This window comes from Streptomyces sp. NPDC002446, from assembly GCF_053595675.1.
In genome coordinates this window covers 99,679-114,073 of sequence record NZ_JBSFYC010000019.1, presented here as the reverse complement: position 1 = coordinate 114,073, position 14,395 = coordinate 99,679, and the positions used below count along the sequence as shown (strand labels likewise).

General features: G+C 74.8%; 10 protein-coding genes. 6 read left to right on the top strand and 4 right to left on the bottom strand.

The features are described from left to right. Positions 1-1,693, bottom strand: a 1,693-nt coding sequence (locus ACWD6P_RS14165) for a M23 family metallopeptidase (protein ID WP_451444343.1), incomplete at its 3' end; no start/stop codon positions are given. A gap of 191 nt (positions 1,694-1,884) precedes the next feature. Further along, a complete protein-coding gene (locus ACWD6P_RS14160) occupies positions 1,885-2,820 on the bottom strand; it encodes an esterase/lipase family protein (RefSeq protein WP_451444342.1) in 936 nt (311 codons plus the stop codon). Positions 2,821-3,231: 411 nt separating this feature from the next. On the opposite strand from ACWD6P_RS14160, the gene ACWD6P_RS14155 reads away from it, so the two are divergent. Then, positions 3,232-3,690: a cobalamin B12-binding domain-containing protein gene (locus ACWD6P_RS14155; protein ID WP_451444341.1), complete on the top strand. Its 459-nt coding sequence runs from the start codon at positions 3,232-3,234 to the stop codon at positions 3,688-3,690. Positions 3,691-3,758: 68 nt separating this feature from the next. Here the strand turns inward: ACWD6P_RS14155 and ACWD6P_RS14150 are convergent, their stop codons facing one another. Continuing rightward, positions 3,759-5,579, bottom strand: a complete 1,821-nt coding sequence (locus ACWD6P_RS14150; protein ID WP_451444340.1) for a DUF5691 domain-containing protein — start codon at positions 5,577-5,579, stop codon at positions 3,759-3,761. A gap of 87 nt (positions 5,580-5,666) precedes the next feature. After that, positions 5,667-6,998 carry an SWIM zinc finger family protein gene (locus tag ACWD6P_RS14145; protein ID WP_451444339.1) on the bottom strand — a complete coding sequence of 444 codons (1,332 nt, stop codon included), beginning with the start codon at positions 6,996-6,998 and terminating at the stop codon, positions 5,667-5,669. 180 nt (positions 6,999-7,178) lie between these two features. Here ACWD6P_RS14145 and ACWD6P_RS14140 point away from each other — a divergent pair, with 180 nt between their 5' ends. The 5 genes from ACWD6P_RS14140 to ACWD6P_RS14120 all read left to right on the top strand — a co-directional run. Further along, positions 7,179-8,321: an ATP-binding protein gene (locus ACWD6P_RS14140; protein ID WP_451444338.1), complete on the top strand. Its 1,143-nt coding sequence runs from the start codon at positions 7,179-7,181 to the stop codon at positions 8,319-8,321. After that, positions 8,318-10,774: a DUF5682 family protein gene (locus ACWD6P_RS14135; RefSeq protein WP_451444337.1), complete on the top strand. Its 2,457-nt coding sequence runs from the start codon at positions 8,318-8,320 to the stop codon at positions 10,772-10,774. Before ACWD6P_RS14140 ends, ACWD6P_RS14135 begins: the two co-directional genes overlap by 4 nt. After that, complete coding sequence (locus tag ACWD6P_RS14130) at positions 10,771-11,961, top strand: VWA domain-containing protein (protein WP_451444336.1); 1,191 nt, start codon at positions 10,771-10,773, stop codon at positions 11,959-11,961. The genes ACWD6P_RS14135 and ACWD6P_RS14130 overlap by 4 nt, the downstream gene beginning before the upstream one ends. A gap of 134 nt (positions 11,962-12,095) precedes the next feature. Then, positions 12,096-12,968: a hypothetical protein gene (locus ACWD6P_RS14125; RefSeq protein WP_451444335.1), complete on the top strand. Its 873-nt coding sequence runs from the start codon at positions 12,096-12,098 to the stop codon at positions 12,966-12,968. A 94-nt stretch (positions 12,969-13,062) separates the two neighbouring features. Beyond that, the coding region (locus tag ACWD6P_RS14120) for a hypothetical protein (protein WP_451444334.1) at positions 13,063-14,395 on the top strand (1,333 nt) is incomplete at its 3' end.

The following is a 14,395-nucleotide window of genomic DNA, read 5'->3' as shown; positions in this document are numbered from 1 at the left end:
CGATCGCCATGTTCCCGTAGGCGGAGTTCCACTGCGTGCGAACGCTGCCGTCGGTGGCGGCCAGGACCGGGGTGCCGTAGCTGACCGGGAAGTCGATACCGGTGTGTACGGACATCCAGTTCACGCCCGCCTGGCCGAAGAGGGCGCTGAGGCCGTGCTGGTTGACCGGCAGCACGAACTTGGGGCGCATGGCCTCCTTGCGGGCCGCTTCCTCTGCCTTGCGCTTGCGCTCCAGCGCCTGGCGCTCCTTGAGGTCGATTCGCTCCTGGGTGCGGCTGGCCCGGTCGCGGAAGTCATCGGCGCTGGCGCTGAGTCCGGCGAGCTGGGTGTCGAGCTTGTTGTTGGCCGCGGAGGGCTTGACGTTGCCGGGGCTGACCGGGCCGGCCTGGTTGGTGGTGTCGTCCTTGTCGTCGCCGCCGATGCCGGCTACGGACGCGGCGGCCACACCGCAGACCCCCATGGCGGCGACCGAGGGGACGGCGACGGTCAGCAGTGCCGACCGCTTGGCGGGGCGACGTCGGCCCCGGCCGCGGACGGCCTTGCCGGGCGGGGGGCCGGTGACCCGTCGGCCGGCGGGGGCGGCGGCCGCGGGGGTGACCGGCATGGCCTGCGTCATGGCGTCCGCGACGGCGGCGGCGTCGCTGGTGTCGGCGATGCCGCCGCCGTCGCCGGTGTCGCCGTCATCGTCCGGGGAGGTGCCGGTGGCAGCGCGCAGCGAGGCGTCGTGGTGCTGTTCGCTGCTGTCCCAAGTGGTGGTGTCCCACTGGTTGGTGTCGCCCGGAGGCGGTCCGGCCTGGGCCGGGATCTGGGCGATCAGCTCCTGGTCCGCGGCCGGCCAGATCGCCGTGGCCTCGAAGCTCCCGGTGTCGAAGGGGGAGCTGTCGAAGCCCTGGTTCTCGAAGCCCGCGTTCTCGAAGGCCGAGGTTTCGAAGGTCGCGGTCTCGAACGTTGCGGTCTCGAAGGCTGCCGTTTCCTCGACTGCGGTGGCCTGGTGGCCGATGGTGTCGTAGGCGCCGGTTGCCTCGAATGTGCCGGTTGTCTCGTATGCCCCGGTGGGGTAACTGCCGGTGTCGTAGGCGCCGGTGGGGTGGCTCCCGGTGTCGTATCCGCCGTGTCCGTAGGCGGTGGCCTCGTAGGCGGCCGTCTCGTACGAGGGAGAGGTGTGCGGCGCCGGGGTGTAGGCGGTCGCGTCCGGTGCCGGGGGCTCGTACGCGGTGTGTGCGTACGGGTCGTAGTCCGTGGCGGTGCCGGTCTCGTAGGCGCCGGTGCCCCACTGTGTCGCGGCGAAGCTGCCGGTGTCGTAGGAACCGGTGCCCGTCATGCCGGCGTCATAGGTGCCAGTGTCGTAGGCCCCCGTGTCGTAGCCGCCGGTGCTGTAGCTGCCCGTGCCGTAGGCGCTCGCGCCGTAGGTGTCGGTGCCGTGCGTGCCGGTGGCGTAGGAACCGGTGCCCGTCATGCCGGCGTCGTAGGTGCCGGTGTCGTAGGCGCCCGTCGCATAGGTGCCGGTGTCGTACATCCCGGTGTCGTAGCTGCCGGGGAGGGAGCCGAAGAGGGGGTCGCCGTCGCCGTAGGGGGCGCTGCCGGTCCCGGAATGCTGCTGCCCGTAGGCGTCGTAGGCGGGATAGTGCGCATACGAGGCGTCGGAAGCGGAGCCGGTCGGAAGAGGGCCTTCCGATGGGTGACGGTCGTTCACCAACTTCTCTTTCGCCTCGGCAGCAGGAGAATTAGCGGCGACTGTACCCGGCGGTACGCGACGGCGACAATCTTCCACGGGTTCCGGGTTCGGCAAGACCGGGCATTTGGCCGCCTTTCGGCAGCCCGCATGCGAGTTCTTGGCGCGTCGTTCGATGTCTGTTCGATCGCGCGCCATGTTGCGGGGCGAGGTCAGGCCACCGAAACGGCGTCCCCGTCCCCTTCCCCGGCCGCCTCGGACGAGACCAGCGCTTCCCGTATTCCGGCGGCGACGGTGCCGTTGACCGGGAGGGCGAGATGTCCGACACCGGCGACATGCACGTTGTACGCGATCAAATCCGGGTGATCGATTCTGGCTGTCGCGGCCGGCACCATCACCTGGTCCTGCTCGCTCCAGAAAGCGACATATTGCGTCCGGCAATTCGGTGCCGGAAGTGACAACTCTGCTATCACTTCGGAATCGGGGCGCATCTGGCGGACGATCGGGTGCGCCGGCATCAGGGACGCGACGCGGGTGCCGGAGTGCGGGGTGCCGAGCGTGACGAGCGTACGGACGCGCAGGTCGCCGCCGAGCCGCTGGACGTAGTACCGGGCGATGAGCCCGCCGAGGCTGTGGCCCACGATGTCCACCCTGCCGTGACCGGTCCGCGCGCACACGTCCTCGACATGGCGGCTCAGCAGCTCGGCGGCCTTGCGGAGATCGCAGGTGAGCGGGGAGTAGTTGAGCGCCTCGACGTGGCGCCAGCCGTGGCGGTGCAGCGAGCGGCGCAGCAGTACGAAGACGGAGCGGTTGTCGATGAAGCCGTGCAGCAGGAGGACGGGCGGGTGGGCGCGGCCCTCGGTCGGCAGGAGTGCGGGCGCGTCGGCGGCGGGCCGGCGCGGGTCCGTCTCCGGGTGTCCTTCAAGGGGGTGTGCCCGGGGGCGGGGTACGGGCCGGGGCAGGGGGCGCTCCGGGGAGATGCCGGTGGGGTAGAGGAGGAGGTGGCCGGCGAGGACGGCCAGTTCCACGATCGTGCTGCGGACGAGGAGGCGGGAGGCGCGCGGGGGGAGGAGCTGTGCGCATCTGAGGGGTGCGCTGAAGGCGCGTGCGATCAGCAGGGGTGCGGTGAGCAAAGGCAGGGCCTGCATGGCGACCTCCCGAATGGCATGGGGGAGGCGGCGTCGACCCCCCTGTGCCCTCGCGGGAAGCCTCACCCGCTCTCGGCTTCGCCCGAGCGGGAGGTGCCTCCGGGTGGCGGCGGCGAGTATGCGGCGTACTCGCCCTGATGCGCTCCCGATGGCGTGGTGGCCCTGCTGTGGCTCCCCGGGCGCCCGGTCCGCGCGCACTGCGCCACTTGGCCGTGGCGTGACGACGCGCGGAACGCGGCGCGTAGCGAACGTGTCCCGTGTGTGATTTCCCCCTCCCCGGATGTCACGAAACGGCTGGGTACGGGATGCTGGAGATAACGTTCGTTCACGCTCGTGGCCGCCGGATCGCGGTCGCGCGATCGATTGTCGGCTCGGCGGCACCACCGTGTCGTGCATGGCTTGGAGGCAGTGATGAGTGTGGCTCGGCAGGACGGGGCGCAAGCGGGGAGCCAGGGCGCGGCGGGCAGGTCGGGGCCGATCCGTGTGGTGGTGGCCAAGCCGGGCCTGGACGGGCACGACCGGGGGGCCAAGGTCATCGCGCGGGCGCTGCGCGACGCCGGTATGGAGGTGATCTACACGGGGCTGCACCAGACCCCGGAGCAGATCGTCGACACCGCGATCCAGGAGGACGCCGACGCGATCGGGCTGTCGATCCTCTCCGGCGCGCACAACACCCTCTTCGCGAAGGTCATCGCCCTGCTGGAGGAGCGCGACGCGGCGGACATCAAGGTCTTCGGCGGCGGCATCATCCCCGAGGCGGACATCGCCCCGCTCAAGGAGCAGGGCGTCGCGGAGATCTTCACCCCGGGGGCGACGACCTCCTCGATCGTGGAGTGGGTCAACGCGAACGTGCGCCCGCTGGCGGTCTGAGGCGCGGCGCGGCAGTCGGCGGCGGAGCGGATACGGGCGCCACGAGCGGGCGGCCGGGGTGCAAGGGGTCATGGCGCGCTCCGGCTCTCGTGGCCGCCGGTCGGCGGCGGGGTGAGCTCGTCGAGCATCGTGGCGCGCAGCCGTAGCGTGCCGACCAGCCGCTGGAACGCCTCGGCCCAGTAGCCGCCGGAGCCGGGCGAGGCGCCTTCCGGCTCGTCCGTGGCCGCGGTGAGCATGTCGAGCCGGTCGGCGGTGGCCGGGTCCAGGCAGCGTTCGGCCAGGCCCATCACGCCGCTGAAGCTCCATGGGTAGCTGCCGGCGTCCCGGGCGATGTCCAGGGCGTCGACGACGGCGCGGCCCAGTGGCTCGGCCCAGGGGACCGCGCACACGCCGAGCATCCGGAAGGCGTCCGACAGGCCGTGTGCGGCGATGAACTCCGCCACCCACCGGGCGCGTTCCGCAGCGGGCAGTACGGTCAGCAGTTTGGTCAGGTCGCGTGTGGAGCCGGCCGGGGTGACCTCGGCGGTTTGGGAGGCTGCGGACGGCGCGCCCAGCAGTGCCCGCGCCCAGTCGGCGTTGCGCTGGCGCACGGCGGCGCGGCACCAGGCGTCGTGCAGCTCGGTCTGCCAGTCGTCGGCCACCGGCAGTGCCACGATCGCCGCCGGGTCGCGGCCCTCGAACCGCTCGCGCCATCCGTCCAGCGGTGTGGCCTCCACCAACTGGCTCAGCCACCAGGACCGTTCGCCGCGCCCGGAGGGCGGCTTGGCCGTCACGCCGTCGCGCTGCATGCCCGCGTCGCATTCGTGCGGCGCCTCTACGGCGATGACCGCCGTGCCGGTTGTGCGGTCCGGTCCGATGCAGGTGTGGGCGCGGCGTGCCATACGGGCGGCGAGTGCGGAGCCGGGCAGCGCGGAGAGGAGTTCGGCGGCCGTGGCGCGGATATTGCGGCTGCGGTCGGACAGCGCCTCTTCGAGGAAGGGCTCGTCGGGCGGGCAGAGGCCCTCGCGCAGGGAGTCGAGGAACATCAGGCGGTCCTCGGCCCGTTCTGTGGGCCATGTCGTGCGCAGCAGGTCCAGGCCCGTCTGCGGGTTGTGGCGGCGCAGCGCCGTGAGCAGGGCGACCCGTTCGGCGAACAGGCCCTCCTCCCAGTGCCGCCGTACGCCGTCGGGGTCGTCGGCCCCGGGGAGGGCGGCCGGGCCGGCGGTCCCGCGGAGCGCGAACCGCCAGGCGTCGTTGAGCTGCGCCAGCCACAGGGCGCGCGGCCCGGCGAGGGCGAGGGCGGCGGGCCGCAGGTCCGTACGGGCCCGGGCGGCGTCGAGCAGCGCGGGCAGCAGTGCCTCGGGGGCGCGGTAGCCGCGGGCGTCGGCGGCGGCCAGCCACTGGGGCAGCAGTTCGGTGAGGTCGGGGGCCGTGCCGCGGCGGCTGGCGCCTGAGGTGCCGCCGCGGTCGGCGAGCAGCAGCGACAGTCTGCGGCGCGCGGCGGGCGGCAGCGGGGGCCGGGGATCGGCCGGGGCCGGCGCGGGCCGTTCTCCGGCCGGCGCGGGGCGCAGTGCGGCGCGCCGGCGCACCGTGCTGACCGCGGCCGCGTCCAGCAGGGCGGCCGCGGCGCTCTGCCCGGACCGCACCGCCACCGGCGGTCTGCGCCGTTCGGTCCCCAGCAACGCCGCGCTGACGAGTTCGGGCCAGGGGACCGGGGCGGTCGCGGCGGGCGGGGGAGCAGAGGGCGGGCCGGACGCGGCGGGCGGTGCGCTGCCGGCGGTGATGACGTCAAAAGCGCCGGGACCGGTGGTGGCGTGGGTGGCGTGGGTGGTGTCGGGGCCGGTGGTGACGTGGGTGGTGTCGGGGCCGGTGGTGGCGTCGGCGGTGTCAGGGCTGGTGGTGGTCGTCATGCCCGTCCTCCAGGCGTGGGTGGTGGATGGGGTACGTGGCTGAGCGGTGGTCGCTGCGGGTGCGGCAGGCGAGGCCGCGGGCTGCGGTCACAGGGCCACCGGGGTCGGGTCCCAGGCGGTCAGCGGCAGGAAGCCGCGGTGGCCGCATTCGCCGAAGACCGTGAGCGGCGCGCCGCCCGATATGGCGGCCAGCTGCCAGGGGCCCGCACTGCCGAGACAGCGCGGGTCCAGCGGGAGCGCCGACTCCCCGTCCGCGTCGGCCAGTTGCCAGCCTGCGCCGTCGCGGCCCGGGACGGGGGTGACGTCGGCGAGCACCACCGGCCAGGACTCCAGCCAGGGGTCGTCGCGCAGCGCATCGCCGTACGCGGCCAGGGCAGCGTCGACGCCGCAGCCGGGCGGTACCGGGCCCGGGGCCGGTGGGGCGTGCCGCTCGCCCAGGGTGGCGCGCAGCGGGCGGGCGCCCGGGTAGTAGGCCAGGTCCGCGTCGAGGACCAGGCCGGGCGGCAGGGCCAGGTCCAGGGGGCGGCTGCCGCCGCCGAAGGAGAGGTGCAGCGCCAGCCGGCCGGTCCGCTCGCCCCGCAGATAGATGCGGCGGGTGGTCAACTTGCCGTCATCACTGTCCTGTTGGGCGAGGACCAGCCAGCGGTCGCGTACCGTGGCGGCCTGCGGGCCGGTCAGCAGGTCGGCGGCCTCCGTGGTCAGTCCGACGCGTGCGCGGACCGTCGCCGCGAGCGGGGCCGGCAGCCGGTCGATGCCGAGGAAGCCCTGGTCGAGGAGGTGCAGCAGGGCGCACTCCGCCAGCAGCCGGGCCGGCCAGTCGGCACCGGATGCCGCCACGGACCCCAACTCGCGTACCCGCGCGGCGAGTCCGGGCGCCTGGGCGTCGACCATGCGTGCCGCGGTCTCGTCCCAGGAGCCGGCGCGGCCGGCGGAGGCGAGGCCGGACTGCAGCAGGTCCTCCAGTCGCTGCTCCAGCTCCGTGGCGCCCGCGGCGATCCGCTGCATCCGGCGCTCCGAGCGGCGCTTGGCGGCCTCCGGGTCCGCGGTCGCGGCAGCCGCCTCCTTGCGCCCGGCGCGCTCGCGGCGGCCGGCCAGCCACTCGTCCGCCCACTGCGGCGGCTCGGCGGCCGTCACCGCCTGCTCCTCGCCCGCCCAGAGCAGCAGCAGCCCCAGCGCGTGCTTGCACGGGAACCTGCGGCTGGGGCAACTGCACCTGAAGGCGGCTGTCTTGATGTCCACGACGGTTTGGTACGGCTTCTTGCCGCTGCCCTTGCACAGTCCCCACACCGCGCCCCCGTCCGCTCCCGTCTCCGACCACGGCCCGGGCGCCGCGAGCTTGCCGCCCGCCCTGCGTGATGCCTCGTCAGGCGCCAGCGCGAGCACCTGGTCCGTCGTCCAGCGTTCCCCCTGCGGATTCATGTCTTCGACGCTACGACGCACCACTGACAATCGCCTCCGCGCACGCCGGACAGTCCGACGAACTCGCAGGTCAGAGGCGGTTTTTGGGGGCGTTGTCAGTGGTGTGGTGCAGGCTTGTTTCCGCAAGCGGCCGACGGCGTTTCGCGGTGCCGGCCGCAGTCCTTGTGACGAGGGGGAGCCATGTCCGAGAACACCATCACCACACCTGACGAGGAGACCGCGGCGGCGCTGGCGGCCGGGGGCGGTCAGGTGCTCCGGCCGCACGCCGAGGACACGTTCGCCGAGGAGTTGAAGGCCCTCGCGGCCGCCGACGACCGGCCGCGGCCGGAGCGCTGGCGGCTCTCGCCGTGGGCGGTCGCGACCTATCTGCTCGGCGGCACGCTCGCGGACGGCACGGTCATCACACCCAAGTACGTCGGCCCGCGCCGGATCATCGAGGTCGCCGTGACGACCCTGGCGACGGACCGCGCGCTGCTGCTGCTCGGTGTGCCGGGAACCGCCAAGACCTGGGTGTCCGAGCATCTTGCGGCGGCCGTCAGCGGCGACTCCACCCTGCTGGTGCAGGGCACGGCTGGCACCCCCGAAGAGGCGATCCGCTACGGCTGGAACTACGCCCGGCTGCTGGCGAACGGCCCCAGCCGGGAGGCGCTGGTGCCCAGTCCGGTGATGCGCGCCATGGCGCAGGGCATGACCGCCCGGGTCGAGGAGCTGACCCGCATCCCCGCCGACGTACAGGACACGCTCATCACGGTCCTGTCGGAGAAGACCCTGCCCATTCCGGAGCTGGGCCAGGAGGTGCAGGCCGTCCGCGGCTTCAACCTCATCGCCACCGCCAACGACCGCGACCGCGGCGTCAACGAGCTCTCCAGCGCGCTGCGCCGCCGCTTCAACACCGTCGTGCTGCCGCTGCCGGCGACCCCGGAGGAGGAGGTGGACATCGTCTCGCGGCGGGTCGGGCAGATCGGCCGCTCGCTGGAGCTGCCCGCCGCCCCCGAAGGCATGGACGAGATCCGCCGGGTCGTCACGGTCTTCCGTGAGCTGCGGGACGGTGTCACCGGCGACGGCCGCACCAAGGTCAAGTCACCGTCCGGCACGCTCTCCACGGCCGAGGCCATCTCGGTGGTGACGAACGGCCTGGCGCTGGCCACGCACTTCGGGGACGGTGTGCTGCGCGCCGGGGACGTGGCCGCGGGCATCCTGGGCGCCGTGGTCCGCGACCCGGCCGCCGACCGCGTCGTATGGCAGGAGTACCTGGAGACGGTGGTGCGCGAGCGCGACGGCTGGAAGGACTTCTACCGCGCCTGCCGTGAGGTGGGCGCATGAGCGGGCGCGGGCCGGTGCTGCTCGGGGTGCGGCACCACGGGCCCGGATCCGCGCGGGCGGTGCGGGCCGCCCTGGAGCAGTGCACGCCCGCCGCCGTGCTGATCGAGGGCCCGCCGGAGGCCGACGAGCTGGTGCCGCTGGCCGCGCAGGAGGGCATGCGGCCGCCGGTCGCGCTGCTCGCCCATGTGCTGGACGACCCCGGCCGTGCCGCGTTCTGGCCGCTGGCCGAGTTCTCCCCGGAGTGGGTGGCGCTGCGCTGGGCACTGGAGCGCGGGGTCCCCGTCCGCTTCATCGACCTGCCCGCGGCGCACTCCCTGGCAGGGGAGGAGTCCGACGGCGCCGCGCGGGCCGCTGCCGACGAGCCGGCCGACGGCCCCGACGTACGGGTCGACCCGGTCCGGGTGCTGGCCGAGGCCGCCGGCTACGACGACCCGGAACGCTGGTGGGAGGACGTGGTCGAGCACCGCGGGGGCGGGGCGGGCCCCGGCGCGGACGCGCTGGCCCCGTTCGCGGCGCTCGCCGAGGCCATGGGGGTGCTGCGCGCGTCGTACGGCGACGGCGGCTGCCCCGCTCCCGGCTCCGCTCGGGCGGGAGGTGGCCCCGCCCGCGACACGCTGCGCGAGGCCCATATGCGGCTGCGGTTGCGGGCCGCGCGCAGGGAGTTCGGCGACGAGGTCGCGGTGGTGTGCGGGGCCTGGCACGTCCCGGCGCTGGCGCAGCGCACCACCATGGCCGCCGACCGCCGGCTGCTCAAGGGCCTGCCGAAGGCGAAGACGGCGGTGACATGGGTGCCCTGGACGTACCGGCGGCTCTCCCGGCGCAGCGGCTACGGCGCCGGCATCGCCTCCCCCGGCTGGTACGGCCATCTCTTCAGCGCACCCGACCGCCCCGTCGAACGCTGGCTGACCAGGGTCGCCGGGCTGCTGCGGGAGGAGGACTACGCCGTCTCCTCGGCGCATGTCATCGAGGCGGTCCGGCTGGCCGAGGCGCTGGCCGCGGTCCGCGGCCGCCCGCTGGCCGGACTGAGCGAGCTGGACGACGCCGTCCGGGCCGTCATGGGCGACGGCACCGACGCACCGTCCCTGTTGATCCACGACCGGCTGGTGGTCGGCGAGGTGCTGGGCGAGGTCCCCGAGGACGCCCCCGCGGTGCCGCTGCAACGGGACATCGCCCGCAGCCAGCGGGCGCTGCGGCTCAAACCGGAGGCCCTGGAGCGGGAGTGGGAGCTGGACCTGCGCAAGGAGACCGACGCCGGGCGCAGCCGGCTGCTGCACCGGCTGCGGCTGCTGGGCGTCTGCTGGGGCGAGCCCGTCCGCTCCCGCGCCGGCACCGGCACGTTCCGTGAGACGTGGCGGCTGCGCTGGGAGCCCGAGCTGTCGGTGCGGGTCGCGGAGGCCGGCATCTGGGGCACGACCGTGCTGGCGGCGGCCACCGCCAAGGCCGCGTCCGAGGCGTCCGGGGCGGCCGCCCTCGCCGAGGTGACGGCGCTCGCCGAGCGCTGTCTGCTCGCCGGGCTCCCCGATGCGCTGCCGGTGGTGATGCGGGCGCTGGCGGACCGCGCGGCGCTCGACGCGGACGTGGGGCAGCTCGCCCAGGCGCTGCCCGCCCTCGTACGGTCGGTGCGCTACGGCGATGTGCGCGGCACGGACGCCGCGGCGCTCCGCGAGGTGGCGACGGGCCTGGCCGAGCGGGTCTTCGTGGGGCTGCCGCCGGCCTGCGCCGGCCTGGACGCGGACGGCGCCGCCGGAATGCGCGGCCATCTCGACGCCACGCACCAGGCCGTCGGCCTGCTCGCCCAGTCGCCGTCGCCGCCGGGGGACCTGCGGGCGCGCTGGGCCGCGGTGCTGCGCGCGGTGAGCGAACGGGACGCGGTGGCGGGGACGATCCGCGGCCGGGCCACCCGGCTGCTGCTGGACGACGGCGAGCTGGGCGGCGGGGACGCCGAGCGGCTGATGGGCCTGGCCCTGTCACCGGGCGCCCGGCCCGCCGACGCCGCGGGCTGGATCGAGGGCTTCGCCGGCGGCGGGGACGGCGGCATGCTGCTGGTCCATGACGAGCGGCTGCTCGCGCTGGTCGACGGCTGGCTGACGAGTGTGCCGGACGCCGCGTTCACGGACGTACTGCCGCTGCTGCGCAGAACGTTCGCGGAGTACGACAGCGGTGTGCGGCGCACGCTCGGGGAGCTGATCCGCCGCGGCCCCGCGGCCGCCTCGCGCGGGCCCTTCGGCGAGGACACGGCGGCGGCTGTGCCGGGCTTCGGGCCCGGCCTGGACCGCGACCGTGCCGCGGCCGTACTCCCCACGCTGCGCGTGCTGCTGGGCATCGGACAGTACGGATTCGACGAGGAGCGGCCGGACGACGGACCGGACGACGGGCCGGGCGACCGGCCGGGCGGCCAGGGCGGCGACCGGGCGGGCCGGACGGCCGAGGACCTTACGGGGGTGGCGAGTTGACCAGTGCGGCAACAGGACAGGAGGCCGAAGCCGAGCGGCTGCGTCGCTGGCGGCTGGTGCTGGGCGGCGGCGACGCGGACGGCACCGGATGCCGGCTGCACGGCCGCGACGCCGCCATGGACGGGGCGCTGGCCTCGCTCTACGGCCGGGAGAAGGCGGCCGGGGCCAGGGGCGCCGACGGCGGGCGGCGTGCGGCGGGGCTGGGGGCCTCGGCGCCCGGCGTCGCGCGCTGGCTCGGCGACATCCGGACGTACTTCCCGTCCCCGGTGGTGCAGGTGATGCAGCGTGACGCCATCGACCGGCTGGGGCTGTCCGCGCTGCTGCTGGAGCCGGAGATGCTGGAGGCCGTCGAGGCGGACGTGCATCTGGTGGGCACGCTGCTCTCCCTGAACAAGGTCATGCCCGAGACGACGAAGGAGACCGCACGGGCCGTCGTCCGCAAGGTCGTCGAGCAGCTGGAGAAGAGGCTCGCGACCCGCACCCGCGCCACGCTCACCGGCGCGCTGGACCGCTCCGCGCGGATCAGCAGGCCGCGCCACCGCGATATCGACTGGGACCGCACGATCCGGGCGAACCTCAAGCACTACCTCCCGGAGTACCGCACGGTCGTCCCCGAGCGGCTGATCGGCCACGGCCGGGCCGCGCAGTCGGTGAAGAAGGACGTGGTGCTCTGCATCGACCAGTCCGGTTCGATGGCCGCCTCGGTCGTCTACGCCTCCGTGTTCGGCGCGGTGCTGGCCTCCATGCGGGCCGTCGACACCCGGCTGGTCGTCTTCGACACCGCGGTCGTCGATCTGACGGACCAGCTGGACGACCCGGTCGACGTCCTCTTCGGCACCCAGCTCGGCGGCGGCACGGACATCAACCGCGCGCTCGCCTACTGCCAGTCCCGTATCACCCGCCCCGCCGAGACCGTCGTCGTCCTCATCAGCGACCTGTACGAGGGCGGCATCCGCGACGAGATGCTCGGGCGGGTCGCCGCGATGAAGGCGTCCGGCGTGCAGTTCGTGACCCTGCTGGCGCTCTCCGACGAGGGCGCGCCCGCCTACGACCGGGAGCATGCCGCGGCGCTCGCGGCCCTGGGCGCCCCGGCGTTCGCCTGCACACCGGACCTGTTTCCGGAGGTGATGGCGGCCGCGCTGGAGAAACGGCCGCTGCCCATACCGGACATGGCGGAGCATCGGTGACCGATGCACCGGGAGGACTTGCGTGGCACCTGGCTCCTCGTGCAAGGATCAGGGCATCGCTCGATCGCCCGTGACGCGCGTGACATCGAGGCCGTGTGCCCGGATGTCCCCGTCCGTATGGGAAGGTCCCCTCCTTGTCTGCTGTGTTCGCCCTGCCTGCTGCCGTGCGCCTGCCGCGCACGGTGGCCGCGCGGCGTGCGCTGCTGGCCGGGCTCTTCCTGGTGGGCTTCGTCGCCCTCGGCTTCGCCTTCGGTCCCGGCGCCCACGCCGACGACCGTACGGGCGCGCAGGCCCTGAGCGGGGCGGCGTCCCCGGAGTGGGAGCAGGCCGAGGCGTCCACCCCGGACCGGGCCGCCACCCGGAACGGGGCGACGGACCGGCTGTCCGGCTCCGAGGCCGCCCTTGAGCGGCGGGGCCAGGAGACCCGGGAGGAGTTCGCCGGGCGGGCGAAGGACGCGTCCACCGCGGTGGCCGGGGCCGTACGGCCCGCCGCCGAGCAGACCGCGCCGGTCACCGGCCGGATCACCGAGCCGGTGAGCCGGGTCGTACGGGAGATCGGCGACGCGGCCGGTGCCGCGCTGCCCGTTGACGTTCCCTCCGGTGAGCACGCGGGCCGTCCCGGCGACGGCGCGGGCCACCAGCAGGGCCGTACGCCGGGCGGCGCGCAGCCGGCCGGTCCGCGGACCGCCGCGACGGGTGACGGCGCTGCCGCCCCGTTCGCGCACCTCGCCGACGGCCCGCGCACGCCGGCCGCCGAGCAGTCCGCGACCGCTGTTCACGAGCAGCGGGACGCGGGCCGCGAGGGCCTTCCGGGGCAGCTTCCGCAGGGCCCGGTGGCGCCCGCGTCGCACACCGCCGGTGACGGCCACGGCTCCCGTGGCGGGGACCAGCACGCCGCCGCCCCGGCGGCCCCCTTCAGCCTCGGGCTGCTGCCCGGTGGCATCCGTACGGCCGATGGCGCTCCGACGCGCATGCGTGCCGAAGACATCCTCGAATTCCCGGGCTAGGGCAGACCGCTCCGCGTCTGTAACTGGACCTGCCGCGCGGGGGCGGGACAGGTCTGCCCTTAAACCCCTCCTGAATTCGAAGGACTTCATCACCATGCGCTCGAACATCCGCCGTTCCATCGTCGTTGCCGCTGCCGCCACCGGACTGTGGGCCCTGGGCTCCGCCGCCGCGAGCGCCGCCGAGCTGCCCGCCACCCCGGACCTTCCCGCCACCGGCACGGTGACCGGCACCGCGACCAAGACCGTCGGGAGCGTCACCGGTGCCGACGCCACCGGCACGGTGCAGAAGACGGCCGGCGATGTGGCCGGCAAGGCGACCGGTGCCCTCGGTGACGGCGTGGCGACGCCGGAGCTGCCCACCGGCAAGCTCGGTGAGGTCACCGGTGCCGTGGACGGTGTGCAGAAGCTGGCCGGCGGCGCGGGCCTGCCGAAGACCGGTGACGTCAACAAGGCCGCCGACCCGAAGAAGGCCAAGAAGGCCGCGAAGGCCGTCAACAAGGCCGCGAAGAAGGCCGCGAAGGCCGCGAAGGGCGCCGACCTGGGCAAGGCCGGCCGTCTCGCCGACGGCACGCTGCCCTCCGTTCCGTCGCTGCCCGCGACCCCGGGCGTGCCGTCCGCCGACCTGCCCGGTGGTCTGCCGGAGCTGCCCAAGACCCCCGCGCTGCCGAAGGCGCCCGGCTCCGCCGACAACCTGCTGGCCGCGCTGGCCGGTGCGGGTGTCCGCCCCGAGCAGCTGACGAAGCAGGCCCAGTCTGCTCTCGCCGCTGCCCGTCCGGTCGTCGACAGCACGGCCGACGACGTGCTGCCGCCCGTCGCCCGCCGGGTCGTCGTCAAGGTCGTGCCGGTCGCCCAGGGCGCGGTCGGCAACGCCGGCCGGCTCTCCGGTGACGCGGCCGCCCAGGCGACGCCGTTCGTGACCGTCGTCGGCGGCCAGGCGCAGCTGTTCGTGCAGGGCGCCGCCGCTGACGCGGTGCCGTTCGCGCAGGGCGTGGCGACCGACGCGGCCGCCTTCGCGCAGGGCAAGGCGACCGACGCGGTGCCCTTCGCGCAGGGCAAGGCGTCCGGCGCCGTCGTGTTCGCCCAGGGCGCGGCCGCCGAGGCCACCCCGTTCGCGCAGGGCCTGGCCACCGTGGTCGTGACCGACGCGCAGGGCACCGCCACCGAGGCCGTCGCCGGTGTGCAGGGCCTGACCCCGGTCAAGTCCGTGCCTGCCGCTCCGGCTGTCCCGGCCGTGCCTGCCGCCCCGGCTGTGCCCGCCGTCCCGGCTGTGCCCGCCGACCTGACCGACGCCGCCGATGTCCCGGCTGTGCCTGCCGCTCCGGCCGTGCCTGCCGTCCCGGCGAACCTGACCGACGCGGTTGCCGTTCCGGCCGTGCCTGCCGTCCCGGCGAACCTGACCGACGCGGTTGCCGTTCCGGCCGTGCCTG

What these genes read in the sequence shown, in the direction of transcription:
- ACWD6P_RS14160 (WP_451444342.1), bottom strand. Translation starts at nt 2,820, where the DNA reads ATGCAGGCCCTGCCTTTGCTCACCGCACCCCTGCTGATCGCACGCGCC.
- ACWD6P_RS14155 (WP_451444341.1), top strand. Translation starts at nt 3,232, where the DNA reads ATGAGTGTGGCTCGGCAGGACGGGGCGCAAGCGGGGAGCCAGGGCGCG.
- ACWD6P_RS14150 (WP_451444340.1), bottom strand. Translation starts at nt 5,579, where the DNA reads ATGACGACCACCACCAGCCCTGACACCGCCGACGCCACCACCGGCCCC.
- ACWD6P_RS14145 (WP_451444339.1), bottom strand. Translation starts at nt 6,998, where the DNA reads ATGAATCCGCAGGGGGAACGCTGGACGACGGACCAGGTGCTCGCGCTG.
- ACWD6P_RS14140 (WP_451444338.1), top strand. Translation starts at nt 7,179, where the DNA reads ATGTCCGAGAACACCATCACCACACCTGACGAGGAGACCGCGGCGGCG.
- ACWD6P_RS14135 (WP_451444337.1), top strand. Translation starts at nt 8,318, where the DNA reads ATGAGCGGGCGCGGGCCGGTGCTGCTCGGGGTGCGGCACCACGGGCCC.